Origin of the sequence: Neorhizobium descurainiae (assembly GCF_051400715.1) — a bacterium.
Classification (GTDB): domain Bacteria; phylum Pseudomonadota; class Alphaproteobacteria; order Rhizobiales; family Rhizobiaceae; genus Neorhizobium.
The window spans coordinates 41,681-67,172 of sequence record NZ_JBLFFK010000021.1 but is presented as its reverse complement, the minus strand read 5'-3'; the positions used below and the strand labels follow the sequence as shown (position 1 = coordinate 67,172).

General features: G+C 60.3%; 23 protein-coding genes. 6 read left to right on the top strand and 17 right to left on the bottom strand.

Features of this window, described 5'->3' with window-relative positions:
- Positions 1-7: 7 nt before the first annotated feature.
- From ACMGE0_RS26890 to ACMGE0_RS26875, 4 genes are all read right to left on the bottom strand, one after another.
- A complete protein-coding gene (locus tag ACMGE0_RS26890) occupies positions 8-925 on the bottom strand; it encodes an ABC transporter permease (protein WP_436818953.1) in 918 nt (305 codons plus the stop codon).
- Positions 926-1,018: 93 nt separating this feature from the next.
- Positions 1,019-2,038, bottom strand: coding sequence for an NAD/NADP octopine/nopaline dehydrogenase family protein (locus ACMGE0_RS26885; RefSeq protein ID WP_436818952.1), 1,020 nt, complete (start codon positions 2,036-2,038; stop codon positions 1,019-1,021).
- Positions 2,039-2,111: 73 nt separating this feature from the next.
- Positions 2,112-3,773 carry a hydantoinase B/oxoprolinase family protein gene (locus tag ACMGE0_RS26880; RefSeq protein ID WP_436818951.1) on the bottom strand — a complete coding sequence of 554 codons (1,662 nt, stop codon included), beginning with the start codon at positions 3,771-3,773 and terminating at the stop codon, positions 2,112-2,114.
- A 5-nt stretch (positions 3,774-3,778) separates the two neighbouring features.
- Complete coding sequence (locus tag ACMGE0_RS26875; protein ID WP_436818950.1) at positions 3,779-5,848, bottom strand: hydantoinase/oxoprolinase family protein; 2,070 nt, start codon at positions 5,846-5,848, stop codon at positions 3,779-3,781.
- 143 nt (positions 5,849-5,991) lie between these two features.
- Between ACMGE0_RS26875 and ACMGE0_RS26870 the strand changes: the two genes are divergently transcribed.
- The 6 genes from ACMGE0_RS26870 (at position 5,992) to ACMGE0_RS26845 (ending at position 11,832) form a co-directional block, all read left to right on the top strand.
- On the top strand, positions 5,992-6,633 hold the full coding sequence (locus ACMGE0_RS26870; RefSeq protein WP_436818949.1) for a GntR family transcriptional regulator: 642 nt from the start codon (positions 5,992-5,994) through the stop codon (positions 6,631-6,633).
- Entirely contained in the window at positions 6,605-7,594 is a 990-nt protein-coding gene (locus ACMGE0_RS26865; protein ID WP_436818948.1) for an alpha/beta fold hydrolase, read from the top strand. Before ACMGE0_RS26870 ends, ACMGE0_RS26865 begins: the two co-directional genes overlap by 29 nt.
- 37 nt (positions 7,595-7,631) lie before the next feature.
- Positions 7,632-9,137, top strand: a complete 1,506-nt coding sequence (locus ACMGE0_RS26860; RefSeq protein ID WP_436818947.1) for an ABC transporter substrate-binding protein — start codon at positions 7,632-7,634, stop codon at positions 9,135-9,137.
- Positions 9,138-9,329: 192 nt separating this feature from the next.
- The gene (locus tag ACMGE0_RS26855) at positions 9,330-10,790 is read left to right on the top strand and encodes an NAD(P)-binding domain-containing protein (RefSeq protein ID WP_436818989.1); all 1,461 of its coding nucleotides are present in this window, start codon (positions 9,330-9,332) and stop codon (positions 10,788-10,790) included.
- Complete coding sequence (locus ACMGE0_RS26850; RefSeq protein WP_436818946.1) at positions 10,787-11,269, top strand: hypothetical protein; 483 nt, start codon at positions 10,787-10,789, stop codon at positions 11,267-11,269. The genes ACMGE0_RS26855 and ACMGE0_RS26850 overlap by 4 nt, the downstream gene beginning before the upstream one ends.
- Positions 11,266-11,832, top strand: a complete 567-nt coding sequence (locus tag ACMGE0_RS26845; RefSeq protein ID WP_436818945.1) for a peroxidase-related enzyme — start codon at positions 11,266-11,268, stop codon at positions 11,830-11,832. The genes ACMGE0_RS26850 and ACMGE0_RS26845 overlap by 4 nt, the downstream gene beginning before the upstream one ends.
- Positions 11,833-11,921: 89 nt before the next feature.
- Here ACMGE0_RS26845 and ACMGE0_RS26840 read toward each other — a convergent pair whose 3' ends face one another.
- The 13 genes from ACMGE0_RS26840 to ACMGE0_RS26780 all read right to left on the bottom strand — a co-directional run bounded on the left by ACMGE0_RS26840 (position 11,922) and on the right by ACMGE0_RS26780 (position 25,274).
- Positions 11,922-13,421 (bottom strand): tripartite tricarboxylate transporter permease, encoded by a 1,500-nt coding sequence (locus ACMGE0_RS26840; RefSeq protein WP_436818944.1) that lies wholly within the window; start codon positions 13,419-13,421, stop codon positions 11,922-11,924.
- Positions 13,418-13,903, bottom strand: a complete 486-nt coding sequence (locus ACMGE0_RS26835) for a tripartite tricarboxylate transporter TctB family protein (protein ID WP_436818943.1) — start codon at positions 13,901-13,903, stop codon at positions 13,418-13,420. The genes ACMGE0_RS26840 and ACMGE0_RS26835 overlap by 4 nt, the downstream gene beginning before the upstream one ends.
- A 37-nt stretch (positions 13,904-13,940) precedes the next feature.
- Positions 13,941-14,921 (bottom strand): Bug family tripartite tricarboxylate transporter substrate binding protein, encoded by a 981-nt coding sequence (locus tag ACMGE0_RS26830; protein WP_436818942.1) that lies wholly within the window; start codon positions 14,919-14,921, stop codon positions 13,941-13,943.
- Positions 14,922-15,021: 100 nt separating this feature from the next.
- Complete coding sequence (locus tag ACMGE0_RS26825) at positions 15,022-15,927, bottom strand: dihydrodipicolinate synthase family protein (RefSeq protein ID WP_436818941.1); 906 nt, start codon at positions 15,925-15,927, stop codon at positions 15,022-15,024.
- A 267-nt stretch (positions 15,928-16,194) separates the two neighbouring features.
- Positions 16,195-17,004 carry an IclR family transcriptional regulator gene (locus ACMGE0_RS26820; RefSeq protein ID WP_436818940.1) on the bottom strand — a complete coding sequence of 270 codons (810 nt, stop codon included), beginning with the start codon at positions 17,002-17,004 and terminating at the stop codon, positions 16,195-16,197.
- 89 nt (positions 17,005-17,093) lie between these two features.
- Entirely contained in the window at positions 17,094-17,699 is a 606-nt protein-coding gene (locus ACMGE0_RS26815; protein WP_436818939.1) for a dihydroxyacetone kinase subunit L, read from the bottom strand.
- Positions 17,696-18,691 (bottom strand): dihydroxyacetone kinase subunit DhaK, encoded by a 996-nt coding sequence (locus ACMGE0_RS26810; RefSeq protein ID WP_436818938.1) that lies wholly within the window; start codon positions 18,689-18,691, stop codon positions 17,696-17,698. Before ACMGE0_RS26810 ends, ACMGE0_RS26815 begins: the two co-directional genes overlap by 4 nt.
- Position 18,692: 1 nt before the next feature.
- Positions 18,693-20,108, bottom strand: a complete 1,416-nt coding sequence (locus tag ACMGE0_RS26805; RefSeq protein WP_436818937.1) for an FAD-binding oxidoreductase — start codon at positions 20,106-20,108, stop codon at positions 18,693-18,695.
- Between the two features lie 9 nt (positions 20,109-20,117).
- Entirely contained in the window at positions 20,118-21,395 is a 1,278-nt protein-coding gene (locus tag ACMGE0_RS26800) for a TRAP transporter large permease subunit (RefSeq protein ID WP_436818936.1), read from the bottom strand.
- Positions 21,392-21,958: a TRAP transporter small permease gene (locus ACMGE0_RS26795; protein ID WP_436818935.1), complete on the bottom strand. Its 567-nt coding sequence runs from the start codon at positions 21,956-21,958 to the stop codon at positions 21,392-21,394. The genes ACMGE0_RS26800 and ACMGE0_RS26795 overlap by 4 nt, the downstream gene beginning before the upstream one ends.
- A gap of 54 nt (positions 21,959-22,012) precedes the next feature.
- Positions 22,013-23,020: a DctP family TRAP transporter solute-binding subunit gene (locus ACMGE0_RS26790; RefSeq protein ID WP_436818934.1), complete on the bottom strand. Its 1,008-nt coding sequence runs from the start codon at positions 23,018-23,020 to the stop codon at positions 22,013-22,015.
- Positions 23,021-23,138: 118 nt separating this feature from the next.
- Positions 23,139-24,044: a dihydrodipicolinate synthase family protein gene (locus ACMGE0_RS26785; protein WP_436818933.1), complete on the bottom strand. Its 906-nt coding sequence runs from the start codon at positions 24,042-24,044 to the stop codon at positions 23,139-23,141.
- Positions 24,045-24,254: 210 nt separating this feature from the next.
- Positions 24,255-25,274: a Zn-dependent oxidoreductase gene (locus tag ACMGE0_RS26780; RefSeq protein ID WP_436818932.1), complete on the bottom strand. Its 1,020-nt coding sequence runs from the start codon at positions 25,272-25,274 to the stop codon at positions 24,255-24,257.
- Positions 25,275-25,492: the final 218 nt, after the last annotated feature.

Here is a 25,492-nt window from a genome sequence, read left to right as displayed (position 1 = left end):
ACCGCGCTCATCCTCGACGAATACGGGGATCGAGCACGCCGTAAAGCAGATCGACCAGCAGGTTGACGAAAACGAAGATGGCGGCGACGAGCGTGACGCCGGCCTGGATGACGGGGAAATCCTGCGCCTGGATCGCTTGCACGATCACGCGCCCGACCCCCGGCCAGGCGAAAACCGTCTCGATCACCACCGAACCGCCCAGCAGCTCTCCGGCGATAATGCCGATCATCGTGACGACAGGTATCAGCGCATTACGAGCGATATGCCAGAAGAACACAGTGTGCGGCAACAGGCCCTTCGAGCGAGCGGTGCGGACATAGTCTTCCCGCATGATATCCAGAAGCGACGAGCGCAGCAGGCGCGCGATGGAGGCGGAGACGAACACCGAAAGCGTCAGCCCGGGCAGTATGTAATGCAGCCAGGTGCCGGCCCCACCGGTCGGGAGAAGACCAAGCTCCACCGAGAACAGCAGAATCAGCATGATGCCGAGCCAGAAGGTCGGAGTTGCCTGACCGAGCAATGCCGCGATCATGACGACGAGTTCAGCCACGGTGCCACGCATCAACGCGGCAACGGCGCCTGCCGCTGCACCGATGAGCGTGCCGAAAATCAATGCCAAGCCGGCAAGTGACGCCGTTGCCGGCATACGCTCCAGAACGACGGCTAGCGCCGGACGCGTGTGTTGAAAGGAGATGCCGAAGTCACCCTTCAGCATAGACACGAGCGAATGGAAATATTGTTCGAGCAGTGGGCGATCGAGACCCAATGCGACGCGCAGGTTGTCGATCTCCAGCTGACCCGCGCCCACCGGAACAAGCAGCAGGGCGGGATCGCCGAGAATACGGCTGACGAAAAAGACGATCGTCACGACGCCCCAGATCGCAATGAAAGCCTCAATGAGCTTGCTTAGCAGATAACGCGTCATGTGCGTCCCCCGGCTCGTGCGGTGGCGAAGAGCGATCTTGCCTGTTGTTTGTGAATCATCGTCATGCTCTTCCAGAGATACGAGGCCGGAAAGTTAAGCTACCCATGAAAGAAGATCATTCTCATCTTCGAATTTTCTTCCGTACAGCGCGTTGACGACCACGAGGCCCGCCTTGTGGAGGGGCACGGCGACGCCGCGCTTTTCCGCGAGCGTAATCACCGGTACTATGCCGAACGGCACGTCCTCGGTGATGAAGCGCGTGTCGGTCGTCACCGGGCCTGGCGGCCCCTTGCGCTTTTCGTGAACCGCAGCGGCCATCTGCGCAAGCGACATGCCCGGCTCGAAACCGAAGGTAAGATGGTAGTGGTCGTATACCGTGCGCACCTTCACGCCATACGCTTCGGCCACAGCCAGCCTCTCGGCATCAAGCGCCTCGATCATGCGTGCCACCGACGGCGTGATCGCGTCGTAGTTGGCCCAGTATTCGGCCTTTTCGATGCGGGTGAAGTTGCAGAGCGCGCTGGCCAGATGGATTGGCGGGTTGAGGTTGCTGAGCGCAATCGCCGTGATATCGTCAACTTCTGTGAATCGATCGCCGAACAGCTCCCGGCAGATGCCAATCCCGGAACCATCACCGCCGGCAGGCAGAGCCGCTGCTTCCAGCCTGGAGCGGACACCGCCGATGGCAACACTTCGCGGACCGGCTCGACGGGACATCAGCGCCGTCGTCGCCCATGCCACCACGCTTGCGGAAACTTCCCCAGCCTTCAGCCGCTCCCAAAGATAGGCCGCGCTGAGAGACAGCTGCGCACTAACGATGAACGTCTGGCCGCTTGTTGCAAAGGGGACGATGGCATCGATGACCGTCTTGTGACCGTAGCCGGGCACTGCGATGATCACGACTTGGGCATGATCCATCAGGATCTGCGGGTCGGGAGCAATGACTGGACGGAAATGAGTTTCCAGAACGCCTGTCACCTCGAGTTCCTCGCCATGCAGGTCGCTTGCGCTCTTGCCCGATGGCGACCACAGGACCGGATCATGACCTTCCTGGGTCAGCCATGCTGCGTAACCGAGGGCAATGCCGCCACATCCGACGATACCTATGCGCATGCCTGTTCCCCTTGTTATTGGCATCTGCTCGTTGGGCATCGGCGCGCCGAAACGCATGGCGCGCCTTGTCAGTTCAGCATTCGAGACCGTAGATCTCGCGGGCAGCTTTTTCCGAAATTCGGCCTTCGCGCAGATCTTTGCGGACCAGCTCGCGATCGCGCTGTTTCGGATCGCCGTAGCCACCTCCGGAAGATGCAACCATAGCAACCGTTTGCCCGGGGCCGACCATGCCTGAGCGGCGCTTCAGAGGTGCGACGCCTTCACCCAGTTCGACTTTGGTCGTCCGTCCTTCCTGGCCGCCGAACAGACCCCATGGTGGGATAACCGCGTTCGTACCACCGGCAGAAATCGTTGCGGTGTGATCCAGAATCTTGACCTTGCGACGCATTGTCATGCCCCCGCGGAACTGGCCGGGACCACCGGAATCTTCCACAAGTTCGTATCGTTCGACCATGATCGGGTGCTCGTATTCGAGCGCTTCGATCGGGATGTTGGCGGTGTTGGTCGTATGCACCTGCACGCCGTCCAGCCCATCCTTGTGGGCACGGGCGCCCATCGAGCCACCGCACATTTCATTGTAGACATAGAAACGGCCTGTGCGAGGATGCGTGCCGCTAAAGGTTAGCAGACCACCGCCGGTGCAAGCCGCGCATACCTCTTCAGGTATAGCCTTCGAAAGTGCCGCGAAGATGAGATCGACCAGACGCTGGCCCGGATCGGTACGGCTGTAAACCGCGGCCGGTGCGACAGCATTGAAGAGCGTACCCTCTGGCGCCGTGACGTGAATCGCCCGATGGAAGCCAGAATTGGCCGGAATATCGGGGTCGACCAAGGCCTTCACGGCGAAATATACCGTCGCCAGTGTCGCCGTCATCACCATGTTGATCGGTGCGCGGACCTGTTCGGGATTACCGGCAAGATCGAAGAAGATCTCGTCACCCTTCACTTCGATCCTCACCTTGAGGTCCATGACCTCATCGACGAGGTTACTGTCGAAACGGCAGCTATGTTCATACACTCCATCGGGAATGCGAGCGATACCGGCGCGGGTCTTGCGGTCGGCATAGTTCAGCACCTCGACGCCGGCAGCGGCGACGACTGCCTTGCCATACTTTTCGCAAAGCGCCTGATAGCGCTGTACGCCAAGGCGGTTGGCGGCCATCTGGGCCCGAAAGTCGTTGATGCGCTCGCGCGGCACCTGGCAGTTCAACAGGATAAGATCCATGATGTCCTGCTGCAACACGCCCTTGCGGTAGAGCCGGATCGGTGGAATGCGCAGGCCTTCTTGGAAGATATGCGCATGACCGCGGTCGACGAAGTCCGAATGGTGGGCAAGATTGGTCACCCAGGCGACGATCTCACCTTCGACAAAGACCGGCTCGAGGAAGACGATGTCGTTCAAATGCGTGCCGCCGCCCGTGTGCGCGTCGTTGCCGACGAAGACGTCGCCGGGTTCCACGGTCGCGAGGTCGCAGTTCTTCAGCACGTATTCCGCAATACCGAGCAGCGAGCCGAGGTGGACGGGGATGCGTTCGGCCTGGGCAAGCGTGCGACCTTCGGCATCGAAGATCACCGTGGAGCAGTCCTGCCGCTCCTTGATATTGGTCGAATAGGCGGCGCGAACGATCGCCTTGCCCATTTCCTCGACGATCGTCGATAGCGCGCTGCCGATCACTTCCGTCGTGACGGGATCAACGGCAGGCAGTTTCCCGGTTACTGGAACAGTCTGGTTCATGGCGCTTACTCGATGATCAGGTTGAGCTGGGCGTCGACGGTTGCCGACTGGTTGGGAAGGATGAGCGTGGTCGAATCCATCTGCTCGACGACTGCAGGTCCGGCAACGACATGGCCGGGGCCAAGAAGGGTCCGGTCATAAAGAGGGCATGGGGTGAAGCCGCTAAGTTCGGGCAGATAGACAGTGCGCTCACCCACGATCCCAGCGTTGACATCGGTGGTGGCTGCTGGATAGGAGCTCACCTCCGCCTTGGGCACATTGCCGATTGCTTCAATGCGCAGCGTGATGATCTGGATCGGCTCTTCTGCCGCGACATAACCGTAGAGCTGCATGTGCGCCCGCTCGAAACCGGCCTTCATCGCATCCAGCAATCCCTGGCCTGACAGTCCTTCCGGGCGCTCGACCGTCAATTCGTAACCCTGACCGCCGTAACGCATGTCGATTGCGAGCGTGAGCCGGCGATCTTCCGCCGGGATTTTTTCCTGCTCGAACCATTCCTCGGCACGTTCGCTGAGCTGTGCGAAGCCTTCGTCGATCGCCGGCAGCGACGCAGCGGCGAGTGGCGCCATGCGGGTCAGCGAGATATTGGTCCGCAGATCCGCCTGCAGCAGACCCAGCGCACACATGATACCCGGATGCTTGGGAATCATCAGGCGCGGGATTTCGAGCTCCTTGGCAAGGCGGGCCGCATGGATAGGGCCGGCGCCGCCGAAGGCAAGCATGGTATAGTCGCGCGGGTCGTAGCCACGCTCGACGGAGATGACGCGGATCGCCTTGGCCATATTGGCGGTGACGACGCGGATAATGCCCTGTGCCGCATCCATGACGTCGATGCCGAGATCGGCCGCAAGACGCGCGACCGCGCGCTTGGAAGCTTCGGCGTCGATCTTCATGCGACCGTTGAGGAGATGGGTCTGGTTGAGGACACCGAGAACGATATTCGCGTCTGTCACCGTCGGCTCCTCGTTGCCGAGGCCATAGCAGACCGGGCCGGGATTGGCGCCGGCGCTGCGCGGGCCGACCTTCAGAAGGCCGTTGTCGACATAGGCGATCGAGCCGCCGCCGGCGCCAACCGTGTGAATGTCGAGCATCGGCACCTTCAACGGATAACCGTGAACGACGATGTCATTGGCCATTTGCGGCCTGCCGCCGTCGATCAGCGAAACGTCGCTCGATGTGCCGCCCATGTCGAAGGTGATGAGATTGTTGCTGCCTGTCGCCTTGCCGATCTCGAGCGCTGCCGTCACGCCGGCGGCCGGGCCGGAAAGAACGGTGCGCACCGGCTGCTTCTTTGCCGTGTCACAGGAAATGACGCCGCCATTGCTCTGCGTGAGATGCGGCTCCGCTTGAACTCCTGCAGCTTCCAGACGCGGTGTCAGTCGGTCGAGATAGCTGCGCATGATCGGACCGAGGTAAGCGTTGACGACCGTGGTCGAGACCCGCTCGTATTCGCGGAATTCCGGGGCGATCTCGTGCGACACGCTGATGAAGGCGTCGGGCATTTCCTCCCCGACGATCTCGCAGATACGCTTCTCGTGAGCCGGTTCGACAAATGAAAAGAGCGTGCAGATGGCGATCGCCTTGATGCCCGCTTCCTTAAGTTCCCGAACGGCCTTGCGGACATCGTCCTCGTGGAGCGGAACAGCAATGGTTCCATCGAAGAGAACGCGCTCGCGCACTTCCTTGCGCATGTCGCGGGTGGCGAGCAGGGGTGGCTTTACCGTCTGCAGCGAATAGAGTTCCGGGCGCTTCTGTCGGCCGATTTCCAACACGTCGCGGAAACCATCCGTAGTGATGAGGCCACAAGGAGCACCACGTCCCTGGATGAGCGCGTTCGTGCCGACCGTGGTCCCATGGCCGAAATAGGCAACCGCATCCGGATTGGCACCACCGCCAGGAAGAGATTGCAGGCCTTGGATGATGCCGTTGGCAATGCCCTCGGACGGGTCGGCAGGCGTCGATGATACTTTCCAGACGAACATCTCCTGCTTTATTTCATCGAGGATACAGACATCGGTAAAGGTGCCGCCGGAGTCGACGCCGATGCGGTAACGGGAAACTTCGTTCTGTGCCACGATACTTTGAACCACCGTTGAATGGGAATATTTCACCAGATTGGCGCCAATTTCGGGTAGTGTCAACGCAACAATTGGCTGCTAGGATAAAAAACGCGAACCGCCCCACCGCAGAGGACGGCAGACAAGGCAGGAAACGGAACATGGAAACAACGACCGAAAGCAGCAGCATAAAAGATTCACGACCCCTGATCGAACAGATCGAAACGGATATCTATAGCGGCAAACTCGCGCCCGGTATGTGGTTGAAGCAGATCGATCTCGAGGAGCGGTATCAATGCACGCGACTGATGTTGCGCCACGCGCTGGAACAGCTGCAATCGAGAAAGATCGTACAGCGGGTGCCCAACCGCGGCTACTATGTTCCGCCGGTGGATCAGGCCCATGCCAACAACGTTCGCAGAGCCCGTGCGCTCGTGGAAAAGTCCATCGTAGAAGAGCTAATCGCCAACATTTCCGGGGAATCCCTCGCCCGCCTTTCCTATCTTGCCAGCGTTTTTTCCGAAACGCTGAAGACCGGGACAGTCACTGATCAGGACGAGGCAAATCTTGCGTTCCACAGGGAGCTGCTGACTTCCTGCCACAATCCGGTGATGGTTGAAATCATCTGGGACCTGCGTCGTCGCGTTCCATTGGCCGCCCAGCGGGCCAGCAATACTCCGGCCGAACTTGAGCGCGCAGCAAGAGAGCATTTCGAGATGATCGAATGCCTGCGGACCCGTGACGCCGAGAGGTTGCGAGCGGTGACTGAAAAGCATGTCGGAGTTCGTCCCTCTCAGAACTGATTCCGTCGCGCTAATCGTTCGCGCAAAATTTTGTTTGAAATTGGCGCCATTTCATGTTCTCATTTTCATAATAATTCTGGGCGGCAAGAACTGCCCTCGTAACAGGGGAACATTGTCCATGCCTACAGTTGAACTCAACGGAGCGAGGTTCGTCTACGACGACATCGGTAGCAAGGACGCGGAGGTGATCTTCGCGCTCCATGGCGGTCGCGGAATTGGTGACCGCAAGGGTGAATTCAACGCCTACAAGGCGCTTTCCGACCATTACCGCCTGATCGCTTACGACCAGAGAGGCTGCGGGGAAACGAGCCTGACGCCACCTTATAATTTCGGACAGTTCGCCGACGATCTCGAAGCTTTCCGCCGCCACTTCTGCGGCGACAGAAAGATTATTCTCCAAGGCGGATCGTTCGGCGGCATGATCGCGATGACCTACGCGATCCGCCATCCGCACGGGCTTTCGCGCCTGATCCTGCGGGGTACAGCGCCTAGCCATCATAATGAAGACGATGCTTTCGTCACTTTCAGACAGAGGTTGCACAAAGCGCCCAGCGCATCGATCGCGATGCTCGAAAAGCTGTTCTCGGACAAGGTGAAGGATGACACCGAGCTCAGGTTGATCTGGCTCGCGCTGCAACCGCTCTATTACGAAGAGTTCGATCCCGACGCGGCGCTGGAGCGGACGCGGACCATGCATCTGCATGCCGAGACCCACAACGCGCTGTTTGCCGAACGGGTCTACGATGTCCGCGATCGGCTGAAGGACATCGACGTGCCGACACTGGTGATCTGCGGCGCCGAGGACTGGATCTGCCCCCCAAACCATTCTCGCTACATAGCCGAACACGTTCCGAAGGCCGAACTCCTCGAGGTTCCGAACGCGAATCACGCCGTTCACGTCGAGGCCAATGCCACTGTCGTTTCCGCAATTCGTGACTTTCTGACACGGACCGCGGCCTAATCCCTGTTCCCTTTCAACCGACGCAAGGAAGACCGAAATGCGCTTTCCCAAGACCGCCCTCGCCCTATATGGCGCGACGTTCCTCTCCATCGCCTCGGCGCCGGCATTTGCGCAGACCGCGGATTCGGTGACGATTGCCCTAAGGGTCTCTGTCAACACGCTTGATCCGCATATGAGTGCATCGGTCGGCTCCGACCTCAGCGTCATCAGCCACATCTACCCGGCGCTCATCATCCGCGGCCCGGACCTGAAATTGAAGAGTGATGTCGCCAAGAGCTGGACGATGGTCGATGCCAACACCTGGCGTTTCGAATTGGTCGAGGGCGCTCACTTCGCAAACGGTGAAAAGATCGACGCGTCAACGGTGAAATGGAATATTGACCGCGTTCTGGACAAGAGCGTCGGAGCGCGTATCGCAGGCTGGTTCAGCCTCGTTTCAACCGCCAATGCAATCAATCCCACCACGCTCGAAGTGAAGACCTCCTCGCCCTATCCGGCGCTTGCCGATCAGCTCTCGATGTTCTTCCTGCTCCCTCCCGAATGGGCAAAGACCCACAAGCCGGCAAACGAAACCATGTCCGGCGGCCCTTACATGATCAAGGAAAACGTGCCCGGCGATCATATTACGCTGGTGCAGAACCCCGAATACTGGGGCGCGAAACCGGACTTCAAGACCGTCAATTTCCGGATCATCCCGGAATCGGCAGCGCGTACGGCAGCGCTTGAAGCCGGCGAAATTGACCTCATTACCGGCCTGCCGACGACTGAAATCAAACGCATAAATGACAGCGGCCGCGCTAAGGCCGATGCGATCGACTCGATCCGCACCATGCTCGGCAAGTTCAACCACCAGAAGGCACCATTCCAGAACCTCAAGTTCCGTCAGGCGCTCAATTACGCAATCGACAAGGAAGGCATCGTCGCCTCGATTTTCGACGGCAAGGCAACGGTTTCCGACTGCCAGCTTCTGACGCCAGCCTATTTCGGCTACAATCCGGACCTCAAGGCCTATCCCTATGATCCGGACAAGGCGGTCGAGCTGCTGAAGGAATCCGGCGTCGATCTCAGCCAGCAGATCGAGATCGAAGTCCCAACGGCGACCTATCTCCAAGGTGAAGAAGTGACGCAGGTTCTCGCCTCGCAGCTTCAGGAAGTCGGCCTCAACGTCAAGATCACTGAGATCGAGTTCGGCGCATTCATGAACAAGCAGATCAAGGACCGTAACCTCGCCCAAGTCGCCGTGCAGGGCTTGGCATGGCCGACGATCGACGCCGATGGCATGCTGACGATGTTCGCCCCCGGCAACGTCTATGACTATTGGAACAATGCCGAATTCGGCAAACTGCTTGATGCCGGCCGCGCGTCCACCGTTCCCGATGAGCGCAAGAGGATCTATGCCGATGCCACAAAGCTGATGTGCGACCAGGCTGGGGCGCTCTTCCTCTACGCCCAGCCGGCCACCTATGGTGTTTCTAAGCGTATCAACTGGCAGGCACGTGGCGATGATTGGGTACGCGCCTCCGATATGAAGCCCACCAACTAGCGCTTACGGTTGCAAGTGTACTGTGTGAAAGCTGTGATTTCGCCGACTGAGTGTCGGCGAATTCATCTGATAAAGAGGCAGGTGGCCGAAGACAGCCGCGACATCAGAGTGTTCGTCGCCTCGCATCGGGCTGATCCTGTTCGATCTTTGGAAGACAGGTGCAGTATCCGGCATGAACCACGGAAATGGACTATGAAGCAGACCACGCAGTCGGCAGGCCTTTTTGCGCTGGAAGCTCGGCTTGCACGGGATCTCGAGTATCTCGAGCTTCCCTCCAAGCCCTGGGTTCCTCCGCATTGGCATGAAGGCAACCCGGTTCGCGACGTCATCGTTATCGGCGCCGGCATGTGCGGGCTTGCGGCAACGGCAAAGCTCGTTCTGTCAGGCATCACCAATGTCGTGGCCTATGATGCGGCACCGGCCGGTCTGGAGGGACCATGGGTGACGTTTGCCCGGATGCAGACCCTTCGTTCGCCTAAGGCTCTTCATGGTCCCGCTCTTGGCCTGCCGCAATTGACCTTCCGTGCCTGGTTCACGGCCCAATGGGGCGACGAGGCTTGGCAGTCGCTGGACAAGATCCCAAAGGACCAGTGGATGGATTACCTCGTCTGGTATCGCAATGTGCTCAACCTGCCGGTCCGCAACGGTGTGCGGATGACCGGCATCGCGCAGGTCGGCGATATGATTGCTATCGATATTGAGGGCGCCGAGACCGGGCGGATCATGACCCGCCGTCTGGTTCTCGCCACTGGCCGCTCCGGGCTCGGCGGCTTTGCCGTGCCTGACTTCCTTGAGGGCGTTGACCGGGCCTACTGGGCCCATTCCGCCGATGACATTGATTTCGAGGCACTGAAAGGAAAGCGTGTCGCGGTAATAGGTGCCGGCGCCTCGTCGATGGACAATGCGGCCACGGCGCTCGAGGCTGGCGCGGGCTCTGTGGACCTGCTGATCCGCCGCAAGCAAATGCCACGGATCAACAAAATGACGGGCATCGGCAGCCAAGGTGTGGTGCATGGTATGCATCAGCTGCCGGATGCTTGGAAATGGAAATTCGTTGATTACACCGCCTCTGCCCAGACGCCGCCGCCGCGCTCTTCGACGCTGCGGGTATCCCGTCACGAGAATGCCCGTTTCTTTCTCGACTGCGGGATCGTCGCAGTCAGCCAAGATGCAGACGGTCTCCTGGTCGAGACGACTCAAGGGAAGATACGCTATGACTTCCTCATCGCCGCAACCGGTTTCTCGAACGACTTCGACGGTCGTCTGGAATTCGCCGCGCTCGCACCGCATATCCGCAAATGGTCGGACGGTCGCCATACGCCTGAAATGGGACCGCCGCGTAAAGGCATGTCCGAGGCGCCGGATCTTGGTCCGGCGTTCGAATTCCGTGAGCGTGTTCCAGGTTCCTGCCCCATCCTCGCGCGCATCCACTGTTTCAACGACGCCGCCATGCTGACCCATGGCAAAGTGTCAGGCGACATTCCGGCCGTCAGTGCCGGCGCCGAGCGGCTTGTCCGAGGGATTGCCGCATCGCTGTTCGCAGATGATGTCGAGATCCATTTCGCCAATCTTGTCGCCTACGACACGCCCGAACTGCAAGGCGACGAGTGGGTGGACTCAACACCCTTGCTACAGAAGGAGACTGCGTTGTGATTGACGCCATGGACAGGGTTGCTGGCCTTTCGCCGGATGATGCCATTTTCAAAGCCCGCCGATCACGTCCGGAATTCGTGCAAGGGACCGAGCTATGCCGGCTTTCCGTCCTGCAGCCGGCAAGCGATCAAGGGCTGTCGGTCGGGCTGCGCGCTGCTCTGGCTCGCCGCATGGCGGCCCTGAATGCTGATCAGGTGCTGGTTGCCGACTACGACGCACAACTTGCCGACCTCGATCCCGCGGATGATCTTCTGGCCCTGGCTCAGGGTAAGCTGAACCTCGACGAGCCCCTGGCGACCATTGCCCGCCATGCCGATCTCATAACGCTCACGCCAAGCAAGGCAGAGGCAACCCATATAGCCTTGTTGGCACAGGTGGGTCTTACCAACCCCCAGATCGTCGCGCTCTCCGAGCTGATCGCATTCGTCAATTTTCAGACACGGGTGGCGGCAGGCCTTCGATTGCTGAGGTCCGCATGATTTCCACGGTTCGCCTGAAGCCACTCGTCTGGCACCCGCATATCGCGCCGGTCGAGCTTTCCGAGGCTACGCAGGAACAGCTTGACGCAATGAAAGTCACGCCGTCTGCCAAGAAGGTGTCGGAATATGTCCGCACGCTCGTACATGATCCTGAGAGCTATGTCGCCCGCACCGAGCTGTTCAACGCGATCATGTATGCCGAAGGGGGACTTGCCCGCTCGGAGCGCGAGCTTGGCGCGCTGGGTGCATCCATCGTCAACGGCTGTAAATATTGTGCAGTTATCCACGCCCGACGGCATGCGGAGCTCACGAAGAGCGACGACGTCGTCACCGCTCTATATTTCGATAGGCCCGAACACCTCGGGGCCCGCGATGCAGCACTTTATAGCTTCGCCTGTCGCCTATCGGAAACTCCATCGCAGGCTACGGAAGACGACATCGCCACTTTGAAATCGGTGGGAATGGACGATGCCGAAATCATCGATCTTATTCACGCCATATCAATCTTCGGATGGGCAAACCGCCTGATGCACGTACTAGGGCATGCGACGAGCGGGAAGTGATACGGCTCCGGTTGCGCAAATGCTGCATGCTGCTTTCAATAGCTTAGCCACGGGACCAAGCCCCGGTTATTCGACCGGCAATAACACGGTCACGCCTGTCTTGACGCCGACTGCCATCGCCGGATCATCGAGATCAGCGGCGATACCCAGATCAGCAGGGTGATAGCCCCGAGGGACGCCGCGATTGGTCGATCAAAGAAGGCAATCAGCGAGCCACCGGATTTCATCATCGAGGTCAGGAAGTTTTGTTCGACTAGGGGGCCGAGAACGATTCCGAGCACGAAGGGTGCGATCGGAATGCCGTTCTCTTCCATGAAATAACCGAGGACACCAAAGGCGAGCGCCACGCCGACCGCAGTGATCGTGTTGTCGACGGCGAACGAACCGACCATGCAGAACATCAGGATGATCGGCATGAGAATAGAAAGCTTCACCTTGAGGATCGAGCGGCCACAGCGGATCGCTACCCAGCCGAGCGGGATCATCAGCAGGTTGGCCAGAATGAACGCCATGAAGATGCCGTAGACCGTCGCCGGGTTATTAAGAAAGATCGTCGGCCCCGGATTGATGCCCTTCATGAACAGAACGCCGATGACGATCGCGGTGATCGCGTCGCCCGGGATGCCGAACACCAACGCCGGAACATAAGCCCCGCTGACTGCGGCATTGTTGGCCGCGCCGGCGGCTGCAAGCCCCTCCTCCGATCCGCGACCGTATTCCCGGGGGTTCTTGGAGAACTTTTTGGCCAACGAATAGGAAACCCACGCAGCGATATCTGCGCCGGCGCCCGGTACGATACCGATGATCGTTCCGAGGATATTGCCCTGCGCAATCGCCTTGCGTTGGCGCCAGAGAATGCTGGCCTGCCCGGAAAATACGCCCTTCAATTCCGTCTGTTCGAGCGCCAGCTTCGGATCGGGGTGGGCGTAGAAACGAAGGATCTCGGCGATGGCGAAGACGCCGATCATGACCGGGACGAGCGATACGCCACCTATCAGCGCAGAGCTGCCGAAGGTGAAGCGCGGCACGCCGCTGACCGGATCTATGCCGATGGTGGAGACCAGCAGGCCGAGCGCCAGCGAGATGATACCCTTGATCGGCGAGCCCTGCATGATGAAGGCCGATGTCGTCAGGCCGAGCAGGCAGAGCCAGAAATATTCGAAGCTACTGAACTTGAGGGCGATCATTGCCAGAGGCGGAGCAAAAACGGACAGCACGATGGCGCCGAAAATGCCGCCGATCGCCGACGTGAGCAGGCATATGCCAAGCGCGACATGCGCCCGTCCCTTCTTGGTCAGCGCATAGGCATCGTCCGTATAGGCCGCGGAGGCCGGCGTTCCCGGCATGCGAAGCAGAGCCGAAGGGATGTCGCCGGCAAACATGGCCATCGCGGACGCGGTCACCATCGCCGCTACCGCCGGCACGGGATCCATGTAGAACGTCACTGGAACTAGCAATGCCGTCGCCATTGTGGCGGTCAGCCCCGGAATCGCGCCGATAAACAGACCGAACACCGCACTGGCGACGATGACCATCAGGACATAGGGGGAGAAAAGTTCGGCAGCCGCCGCAAGGAGATGAACCATCATAGCCATATTGCCCAAGGTTGAAGGATGCCGCGCGGCAGGGGCACGAGCAGGCCCTTCGAGAACATGAGATAGATGAAGACACTTGCTACCAGCGAAAGTGCGGCGGCGAGCAGAAACCGCATGCCGCCGAAGATCAGCAGGATGGCAAGCGTGACAGTTGCGAGCGGAATGAAGCCAATCAGGTCGCTGAGATAAACATAGGCCAGCATCGCCAGCAAAACCAGGAGAGGCCCGGCGAACCGCGGTCGGCCGGTATGCGGCGAGGCAACCTTATCCTCATCCTCGACGGAACCCGGCCGGACAACCGCGAGTGCCACTCCCGCCGCGACGGCCGCTAGCCCGAGCAGGACCGGGAAGAAACCCGGCCCGTAGGCGATGTGGGATCCCGCCATCGGCTCCGGCAGTTGCAATGCCATGTAGATGACGGCAATGCCGAATACCGCGACCAGAAGGCCGACCCCCCTGTCTCCAAGCTTCGTCATGAAACTTCTCCCGACTGCCGAGGTGACGCCGTCGGCGTCACTTGGTCTTGAGCGCGTTGATGACCTTGGTCGTCTCGTCGAAGTGTTTGCCGAGGAAAGTCGTGAAGTCCGCATGGTTGAGCCAGGCGACGCCGAAGCCGCGTGCTTCCATCCCCTTCTTGAACTTGTCGCCGTCCACGACTTTCTTGATCGAGCCTTCAATGCGCGCCACGAGGGCCGGATCCATCTTTGCCGGACCGCCGATGCCGCGCCAGGTCCCGCCCACATAGGACTTGCCGAGCTGTTCCTTCACCGTCGGCACCTTCGTGTCGATGGCGACGCGTTCCTCGCTCATGACGGCCACGGTGCGCACAACACCGGCCTGGGCGAGCGCGGTGGTCTCAGGGATGGAGCACAGGACGACATCCACGCCGCCGGCCGCCAATTCCTGAAGCGCGGCCGAAGAGCCCGCCCCGGGAATGAGGTTGAGGTTAGTGACATCGACGCCCTGATCGAGCAGCATGGCGACGAAAGGAATGTCCCAGCTCGCATTGCAGGATCCGCCGCAATGAATCTTGAGCTTGCCGGGATCTGCCTTGATCGCCGCGACCAGCTCCTTCATGTCCTTGAAGGGAGAGTCCTTTGCCACATGGATAGCCGATGGGTCGGCGTTGAACTGGGCAATGGCCGTGAAAGTCTCGGGCGTAAAATTGGCCTGGCCGAGCAGCTTGAACTGGGCGATCGGCGAGAGCTGGCCGAGCGTATAACCGTCTTTCGCGGCATTCGAATACGTGGTGTAGCCGACGATCCCCGAGGCCTGAGCCTGGTTGACGATGGTGAACGGCTTGCCAAGAGCGGCTTCCAGCTCTGCGCCGAGGAGGCGCATCGTGTAGTCGCTGCCTCCACCGGCGCCGGCAACCACGATCAGTGTGACGGGGCGCTCAGGCCATTCCGCCATGGCGACGGATGTGGACAGCGTGACGCCTGCGAGCGCGAGACCGCCGGCAACACGCGAAAATACTTTGGAACGAGTAGTCATGTATTCCTCCCTTTGTAAACGTGCGGTTGTCGTGCCGCGATAATCTCCGACTCAAGTACCAGCGACATACCTCCATGCCGCCGGTACTGATCAACTGGCGCTAGGCCGCCATTTTGAACGGGACGCCGAGGCTGGCAAAGGCGTCTGCGATGCGGCGCTTGCGTGCTTCGTCGGGCATGCGCATGGGCGCGCGGGGCAGCGCGAGCGACACGCCCTGCAGCGACTGGGCATACTTGATGCAGGCCGGCAGGTCGTCGCAGATCAGCGCGTTCCAGAAGGTGAGGAGCTTGCGGTGCAACGCGAGTGCGCTGACATGGTCGCCGGCCTGGACGAGATCCCACAGCTTGACGACGGCGGCGGGGGCTGCTGCGGGGTTTGCGGCTATCGTGCCATGCGCACCGAGCGCGAAGCTCGGATAGAGCAGCGCGTCGACGGCGGTGAAGACCAGCTTGCCTTCCGGGATCTCCTGCAGGAGATCGGCGAGAAGCTTGAGGTCGCCGTTGCTCTGCTTGACGCCGATGACGCCCGGCACTTCCTTCATGATGCGGATGAGCAGAGCCGGGCTGAGATAGCACCACGGCACGACGTTATAGATGAGGACCGGCAGGCCGCTCTCGCCGGCGATTGCCTTGAAGTGATCCACGATGGCGTCGTCGGAAGGACGGAAGACGTAGTGCGGCGGGGTGACCTGCAGGGCGACCGAGCCTGCCCTGGCGGCCATTTTGCAGCGGTCGACGGCCTGGCGGGTGGAGTTGATGATGACGCCTGCGATCAGCGGCGCCTTGCCGTTAAGCGTTTCGGACGCGGTCTCTAGCAGCGCCTGCAGTTCGGACATTTCCAGCGTATGGCCTTCGGCCGACGAACCGCCGACGCAGATGCCATGAACGCCGGCAGCCAGCATGAAGCGAATCTGGGTCTTGAACTGGTCGAAGATGATGTCGCCATTGGGGTCGAAGGGTGTTGTGGTTGGCGGGATGATGCCAAAGAACTGCGGCGCGGATGCCATGCTTTTCTCCATTATGCGAACATGATGTCTGAATAGTGGACATATGCCGGGCCGTCAAGCGGGCAAGGCTCAGATCGGCGCTTTTTGCGAAGCTGGTTTTCTTGTTGAAAAGTGATTACTGGAAAAACGGACTGAACAAGATATTCGAAACTATCGTATTGATTTTATTGCAGCGTTAGGTGTACAGCATCGCCGGCGAAATGTCGGATGCAGCCGTTTCAGCCGATGGAAACCGTTAAGGGCCGGCAAAGGCCGGGAGATCGTAACCTACCCGCCGTTGCGCTCATATCCGAGCCGGCGCGAGATCTTGTCCGCCTGGGCGACGACCAGGCTGGCATATTCCGGGATCGTCCGTTCGGTAAAATTCTCTTTCCTGCCCGTCACGCTGATCGCCGCGAAAACCCGTCCGCTTGCATTGCGGATCGGGGCGGCGACGCAGCGGCGCCACTCCTCATATTCGGCATCGTCGATAGAATATCCCCGTTCGCGGATCGCGGCGAGGTCGTCCATCAACTGCTTGCCGGTGGTGATCGTGTTCGGCGTCAGCGCCGTGAACCCGTGCGATATGATGCGGTCGACGACCGATTGCGGCTGGAAGGCGAGCGCGGCCTTGCCGGTAGCGCTGCAGTAGGCGGCCGCGCTTTCCAGCGTGACGACGCGGTTCACCTGCCCGATCTTCGGGTCTGCCCGCTCGACCATGACGATTTCGAAGCCGTCGAAGACGCCGAGATGGACGGACTGGCCGGTCTTGTTGACTAGCGTCGCGATGCTCTCGCTCGCCTCCCGCTGGACATCCATGTTCGCCAGAACAGTGTTTCCGAGCTCGAAAAGCTTGAGCCCGAGACGGTATTTTTCCCGGTCGCGATCTTGGTCGATCAGGCCGAGCGCACGCAGCGATCCGACGATGCGATGCACCGTGGTGCGCGGCAGTTTCGTGCGCCTGGCAATCTCCAAGACGGAGAGCGAGCGGTCGTCACGCGAAAAACAGTCCAGCACGGCCAGCATCTTCGAAAAGGAAAGCATCTGGCTGGAATTGCGTTCGTTTTCGCCTTCAGATTTCTCGACCTGCTTAGACATTCCCACTCCTGATCAGCATCCTCTTGAACGTGGGTTACCACGCTTTGCCGATGGTTGAAATGTTGCCGGAAGCAACCGGCTGAAACCCGTCATGCCACCGCTTCGCACAGTTTAGCGAAGGCGAGCATGCCCGGATCGTCGAGTCCTATCGTCTGGTCGGCGAACATCCGCGCGCGGCCGATCTTGTTCGGCTTGCCGCGGAATTCGGAGAGAACCGCCCGCGTCGCCGCGACTGCCCTGCTCTTCGTCTCGGCCGGATCGCCGATGCCTTCAAGGGCATGTACCACGGCGTCGATCGCATCGAGAACCGTCTTGTCGCCGAGCTTCGCTCCGCCGCGGGCCATCATGGCGTCACGCGCCTTAGCAAGCAGCGGTGCCAGTTCGGAAAGCGGCACGGATGCCTGACCCTTGGTGTCCTTGGCCAAGGTCATCAGCGCGGTGGCAAACAGCGTGCCGAGGCTGGATCCGGTCGCGACGGCCGCCGCTTTCGCATAGGCGGAAAAGCAGGTGCCGACATCCTCGTTGGATGGCACAGCCGCTTTTTCGATTGCGGAGATGACGCGTGCCAGCATGCCGCCGGTGTCGCCGTCGCCGAGCTTGGCATCGGCGGCATTCAGTTCCTGTTCCAGCTCGACCATCGCGGCGGCGGCCTTGGCAACGACCGCCTTGACATCAGTGACTCCGAAAGTGCTCATCCGATCCTCCAGAACGGGCAATAGGCAGGTGCGGCCAGCATCGACTTCAGTTCCTCGTCGAGGAAGCAGAGGCTGATCGAGGCGCCGGCCATTTCCATTGAGGTGACGTAGTTGCCGACCAGCGGCTGGACGATCGTCAGTCCGGCCGCCGAAAGCTTCTGGGAAGCGCGGCGATAGAGGATGAAGAGTTCCTCCAGAGGCGTCGCTCCGAGACCGTTGACCAGGATCGAGACTTCGGAACCGGCATTCTTCGGGGTTTCCGCCAGAAGCCTGTCCAGCATCTCGTCGGCGATGTCGTCGGCCGGCTTTAGCTTGTTGCGCCAGATGCCGGGCTCGCCGTGGATGCCCATGCCCATCTCGATCTCGTCGTCGCGGAGCGTGAATGTCGGCTTGGCCGAGCCCGGAACCTGGCACGGGGCAAGTGCGACGCCAATGGTGCGGGTGGCGGCAACCGCCTTGGCGGCCGTGGCCGTCACCTCGTCCAGATCGGCGCCGGATTCAGCCTTCGCGCCGGCGATCTTGTAGGCATAGACGATACCCGCTACGCTGCGGCGCTTGGCGCTTTCTTCCGGCGAGGCACTGGCGATATCGTCGGTGCCGAGAACCGTCGTCGTTCGGATCTCGTCTTCCAGCATTTCACCGGCCATGTCGAAATTCATGCGGTCGCCGCCATAGTTGCCATAGAGGCGCAGCACGCCTCGACCGCCGTCGGCAAGCCTGATCGCATCCATGCAGGAACCGACATTCGGGCCCTCAAACACGTTGCCGATCGAGCAGGTATCGAGAAGACCCTGGCCGACATAACCGGTGAACAGCGGCAGGTGGCCCGAGCCGCCGCCGGAGGCGACGCCGACCTTGCCCTTACGCACGCCTTCCGCGCGCCGGATGACCCGGCCGTTCTCGCCGTCGCGAACAATAGAGGGATTGGCCATCGTCAGGCCGTCTAGCGCCTGGTCGACGAAATCGCCGGGCGCATTCATCAGCTTCTTCATCTCAGTGTTCTCCCGTGCTCGAAGGCAACATCTTGCCGGGGTTCATGATCCCGTTGGGGTCCAGTGCGGCTTTGATCGCGCGCATGACGTCGAGCGCCTCGCCGTGTTCGGATTCCATGTAGCGTATCTTGCCGATGCCGATCCCGTGCTCGCCGGTACAGGTGCCGCCAAACTCGATGGCACGCAGGCTGACGCGGCTCGCCAGCGCCTCGGCCTTCTTGCGTTCCTCGGGCTGTTCGGGATCGAAGAGGATCGCCAGGTGGAAATTGCCATCGCCGACGTGGCCGACCAGCGGCGCCACCAAGCCACTTTCCTTGATATCCTTCCGGGTCGCTTCGATGCAGGCTGCCAGTTCCGAAATCGGCACGCAGGCGTCCGTGCCGATGAGCTTGTAGCCCGGGATCAACGCCACATTGGCGAAATAGGCGTTGTGCCTTGCGGTCCAGAGACGGGAACGCTCCTCCGGCTTGTTGGCGAACTGGAAACCGCTGCCACCAAATTCCGAGGCAATCGACTGCATGGTTTCCGTCTGCTCGGCCACCACAGCCGGCGTTCCATGAAACTCGAAAAACAGCGTCGGCAGTTCCAGGAATTCGTCGAGCTTGGAATAACGGATACAGGCGCGCATCTGCATCTGGTCGGCAAGCTCGATACGCGCCACATTGATGCCGATCTGCAGGGCTGCGATGACGGCGCCGACCGCGCTTTCCATATCCGGAAACTGGCAGACCGCCGAGGCGATCGTTTCCGGAATGCCGCTCAGCTTCAGCGCGATCTCGGTGATGACGCCGAGCGTGCCTTCACTGCCGACGTATAGCCGCGTCAGGTCAAGCCCGGCCGAGGATTTGCGTGCCCGACCGCCGGTGCGGATCACGCGCCCCTCGGGCGTCACCACCGTCAGACCAAGCGTGACTTCCCGCATGGTTCCGTAGCGGACCGCGTTGGTGCCGGAGGCGCGGGTGGCGGCCATCCCACCGAGCGTCGCATGGGCGCCCGGATCGACCGGGAAGAATAGTCCACTCGAACGCAGTTCCGTATTGAGCTTTTCCTTCGTCACGCCCGCCTCGACGCGGCAATCCATGCTTTCCGCGTTGACTTCGATGATCTTCGTCATCCCGGACAAGTCGAGGGCCACGCCGCCATAAAGCGGTACGACGTGGCCCTCCAGGGAGGAACCGGCTCCAAAGGGAATGATAGGCGTGCGGGTTTCGTTGCAAATTGCAGCGATTGCCGCGACCTCCTTGGTCGTCTGCGCGAATGCGACGCCATCCGGCATCGCGCTGTCAGGCAAGCCCTCGCCATGGCCGTGCTGTTCGCGTACGGCTCGTGAGGTGACGATCCTGTCACCCAGCAGGCCAAGAAGCTTCGGCAGGACCGTGGCATCGAAATCGGACGACTGTCGGATCAAATGCTGCATGACATCACCTCAGCGCAAATACTGGAGCGGCACGGTGACAAGCTCCGGGAACAGGACCAGCAGAAAAAGTACGAGAATCTCGGCGATGAGGAATGGCATCACTCCCCGGATGACCGATCCCAAGGGGACCTTCGCCACACCGGCGGCGACATTGAGCACCGTGCCGACCGGCGGCGTGATAAGGCCGATCGCGTTGTTCATGATGAACAGCACCCCGAAATAGACCGGATCGATACCGGCCATCTTGATGACCGGCACAAGGACCGGTGTGAGGATCAGGATCGTTGGCACGAAGTCGAGCGCGGTCCCGATGATCACCACGAGAACCATGATGACGAACATCAGCAGGATCTTGTTGTCCATGAAGGGCTCAAGAAGACTCCCGACTTCAGCCGGCACGTTTGCGATAGTAATGAGCCAGGCCGAAACCACAGCGGTTGCTGCAAGGAACATGACGACGGAAGTCGTTTTCGCGGCCGAAAGGAAGACGTGGTACAGGTCGCTGATCTTCAGTTCGCGATAAACGAACATACCGACGACGAGGGCATAGACGGCTGCGACAACAGCCGCCTCGGTCGGCGTGAACACACCAATCTTCAAGCCACCGATTATGACGAATGGCAGGAGGAAGGCCCAGAAACCGTTGACCACGGTGTTCAACCGTTCGTTCCAGCTCGCTTTCGGCGTGGTGGCGACCTTGTCGCGGCGCGCCACGATCCACCAGGTCCCCATCAACGCGATGCCCATCAGGATGCCGGGCACGATACCCGCGAGGAAAAGCTGGCGGATGGAAACGTTGCCCGAAACCCCGTAGAGCACGAGGCCAATGGACGGCGGAATGACCGGGGCAATGACGCCGCCTGCGGAAATAAGTCCTGCCGAACGGGGAATGTTATAGTTTGCCTTGCGCATCATCGGAATGAGCAGCGCGGCAATGGCTGCTGTATCGGCCACTGCAGAACCCGAAAGAGACGCCATGATGACCGAGGCAATGACTGCCACGTAACCGAGGCCGCCACGCCAGTGACCGACCCAGGCCATCGCTGCCTCGACGATACGGCGGGAGAGCCCCCCTGCATTCATCAGCTCGCCGGCGAGCATGAAGAATGGTACGGCCATCAGCGGAAAGCTGTCGGCCCCTGTAAACAGGTTTTGCGCGATGATCTGGGCATCGAAATTGTTGAGGTAGACCATCAGCGCGATGCCGGTCACCAGCAGCGCGAACGCGATCGGCAGCCCGATCGCCATGGCGCCGAGGAGAGCGGATACGAAGACGATGACCGTCATGGATTTTTCTCTTGGGAAGTGGCGCTTACATTGCCGGGCACAGTGGCTTCGATCGCCAACACCTCTTCCACATCGACGACCGAGAACAGCTCTTCATTGCTGATCCGGCCCCTGGCAAACTCATAGAGGCGGGCGACCGTCAGGGCGATGACGCCAATGCTCAGCACGTAGGCCGAGGCGTAGACGTACTCCATCGGAATGCCCATCACTGGCGAATAGTTCTGCATGTTGATCGAGTGACCGCGGACCGTGCCGAGGAAGATCAGCGAGCAGGCCCAGATGATCAGCAGCGAGCAGATGACGAAGCAGATCTTCCTGCCGACCGGCGGCAGCGCGCTGACCAGGAAATCGGCGCCGAGATGGGCGCGGTCGCGCACCCCGACGACGGTGCCGAGAAAGGCCAGCCAGATGAAGGCGAAACGGGAAAGCTCTTCGGAAAGGGTGATGCCCGAATTGAACCCGTATCTCAGGACGACATTGCCAAACACCGTGACAACCATGCATGCAAGCAGGGCAACGAGGATGAGTTCAAGCAGGCGGAAAAGCCAGTCGATGTAGTGCATCAAATCGATCTCCCGGATGTGGAGCCGGAGGGATGCCCCGGCTCCACGGCACCATCAATTGCCGGTACGCGATGTTTCGATCGCCTTGATGTAACGTTCCGCGAAATCCTTGCCTGCCAACTCCGAGTGCTTGGCAATGACCGGCTTCATCTGCTCGGCCATACGGGCAAGTTCGGCACTGTCGACTTTGTTGGACTTCATGCCGCCCTCCTCGATGGTTTTCAGGAGGCCTGCTTCCATTTCGACGAACTGCTTGCGCTTCCATTCGACCGCATCCTTGCCGGCGGCGGCGACGATCTTCTGGTCTTCCGGCGACATCGCGTCATAGGTCTTGCGGCTCATGACGATGATTTCCGAATTGACGGAATGGCCCGTCATGCTGATGAACTTCTGGACTTCGTAGATGCGCATCGCGTTGATTTGCGCCAGGGGGGCTTCCTGCGCGTCGACCGTGCCGGTTTCAAGCGCGGCATAGACTTCCGAGACCGGCATTGGCGTCGGATTGGCGCCGAGCGCAGAGAACATGTCGATATACATCGCGTTCGGGATGACGCGAACCTTTAAGCCCTTGAAGTCTTCCCACTTCTGGATGGGCCGCTTGCTGTTCGTGGCATGGCGGAAACCGTTATGGGAGAAACCGAGCGCGACCCAGCCCTTCTCGTAGAGCTTCGCAGACAGTTCCTTGCCCATGTCGCCGCCGAGCACGGCATAGAACTCGTCCGAATTGCGGTAGAGGAAAGGAAATTCGACGACGGCCATTTCCTTGACCTGCGCGGCAAGGCCGGCCGCGTTGGCGGTCGAGATGTCTTGCGTGCCAGACTGCACCTGCTGCTGCATCTGCCCGTCATTGCCGAGCGTCCCGTCGGTGTAAACGTTGATGTTCAGCTTGCCCGCACTTCGTTCCTTCACGAGCCCTGAAAGCTTCTTGAGGACCATCGCTGAAGGATGGTTTGCCGCCATGCTCGTGCCGGCGCGAAGATCGGCCGAAAGTGCGCTGCCAGCGATAGCTCCGATGATGGCCGCGGTGGAAGCGATGAGTTTGAGACTACGTAGCTGTAGCATTGTTTTCCTCCCAGAAACATTGTTGAGGCTAGATCATGAAAGTTCTGCTGTTCCCGCCACAACGCACGGGGACAGGATGGGATGGAGGCCCTTGGGTCGGCTTCGCTGATTTACCCGGTTAAGCCGCCATTTTGAACGGGACGTCGAGACCTGCGAAAGCGTCTGCGATGCGGCGCTTGCGGGCTTCGTCAGGCATCCGCATAGGTGCGCGCGGCAGCGCGAGCGGAACGCCCTGCAGCGACTGGGCATATTTGATGCAGGCCGGCAGGTCGTCGCAGATCAGCGCGTTCCAGAAGGTGAGCAGCTTACGGTGCAGCGCAAGCGCCTCCACATGGTTACCCGCCTGGACGAGATCCCACAGCTTGACGACGGCGGCAGGGGCCGCTGCCGGATTGGCCGCGATCGTGCCATGCGCGCCAAGCGCAAAGCTCGGATAAAGCAGCGCGTCGACGGCGGTGAACACCAGCTTGCCTTCCGGGACCTCCTGCAAGAGATCGGCCAGGAGCTTCAGGTCGCCATTGCTCTGCTTGACGCCGATGACGCCCGGCACTTCCTTCATGATGCGGATCAGCAATGCAGGGCTCAGATAGCACCAAGGCACGACGTTGTAGATCAGCACCGGCAGGCCGCTTTCGCAGGCAATCGCCTTGAAGTGGTCGACGATCGCGTCATCCGAGGGACGGAAGACGTAATGCGGCGGGGTGACCTGAAGCGCGACCGAGCCGGCCTTCTTTGCCATCTTGCAGCGATCGACCGCCTGGCGGGTGGAATTGATGATGACGCCGGCGATCAGCGGCGCCTTGCCGTTCAGGGTTTCCGCTGCGGTCTCGAGCAGCGCCTGCAGTTCGGACATTTCCAGCGTATGGCCTTCGGCCGACGAACCGCCGACGCAGATGCCATGAACGCCGGCATCCAGCATGAAGCGAATCTGGGTCTTGAACGGATCGAAAATGATATCGCCATTGGCGTCGAAGGGAGTTGTGGTTGGCGGGATGACCCCGAAGAATTGCGGCGCTGCGACCATTCTGCATCCTCCATTATGCGAACATGATGTCTGGATAGTGGACAATGCGTCCACGGTCAATACACGGAGGTCAGGGAGCGAAAAAATATAGTTCAGGTGCATTCCTCGAAGAGTGGATTTGGCTCAGGTGTTCTCGGCTGCCGCGATGAGATGTCGGCAGACCATGATTATGGTCCCGGCGTACAGATATTCCTGACCCTGCAAACCCGATCAGTCATCGAATGCCAGTTGCACCTTGAGCGTCTGCTCAGGGTGCTTCTCGACCAAATCGAAAGCCTTGCGAGCGTCGGCCGCGTCGAATGTTTGGGTGATCATCGCCGCGGGCTTCAGCTTGCCTGTTTCGAGCCATTGCACGACCTCGGGAATGAATCGTCTGTTAAGACGCGAACCGATGAGGCTCAGTTCCTTGCGTACGATTTCCTGCTGGCTGACATTGCACGGCGCGGCGGAAAAGCCGAGAAGGCCGATGCGTCCAGCGGGGCCGGCTATTCGGCACGCCTCATCGAGCAGTGCGGGGATACCGGCGCCATCTATGACAATCGATGGACCTAGCCCGTTCATCTCGCCCGCGACCTCCGCGGGAACCGACTTTTCCCGAGAATTGATGACGCCATCGGCGCCATACTCCAGGGCTCGCTCAAGGCGCTGTGGGTCGATATCGGCGATGATGCAGCGCGCGCCGCGCATCTTCGCGACCTGAAGCACCGTGATACCGACAGTACCGGCGCCGTAGATCATCACAACGTCGTCGGCGCTGCATTCAGTGCGCCACAGCACGTTCGCCGCGACCGCCAGCGGTTCAGCAAGCGCTGCAACGTCAAACCCCAGCGAGGGCGATATCTTGACAGCATTTTCTTGCGGAACGATCGCGACCGACCGGAATCCACCGTCCCGGTGAACGCCAATGACCTGCAGCTTGGAGCAAACATTCGAGCGGCCAATGCGGCATGGATGACATTTGCCGCAGGATATCACCGGGTCGGCGACCACATGATCGCCGACCGCGAGATGGGACACGCCACGACCGAGCGCTGCGACAACGCCTGCGAACTCGTGTCCGATAATACGCGGATAGCTAACGAACGGATTGGAGCCGTGAAGGATATGCATATCCGAGCCGCAGATTCCGGCCCTTCTGACGCGGATAGCGATCTCACCTTCGCCCGGTGGCTGAACGTCTTGGTAATCGACGGCAAGCTTGTGGGGTTCCAGAACCGATATCGTGACCATGTTGTCTCCGCAGTTGTCTTCTGAGGTCGGACCTCCGTCGGAGGTCATCAAAAGAGGCTCAAACCACCCGCATCGATTTCAGATGCCGATCGACCTTGGCGCGCCATGCAGCATTGCCCGTGAGGGCACGTGGAAAGAGCCTGGGATCTAAGAATGCGGAAGAGGCTATCGTTGCGCAACGCGCTTCCGCGGACTGCTCATCGCAGAGATGCCTTTGC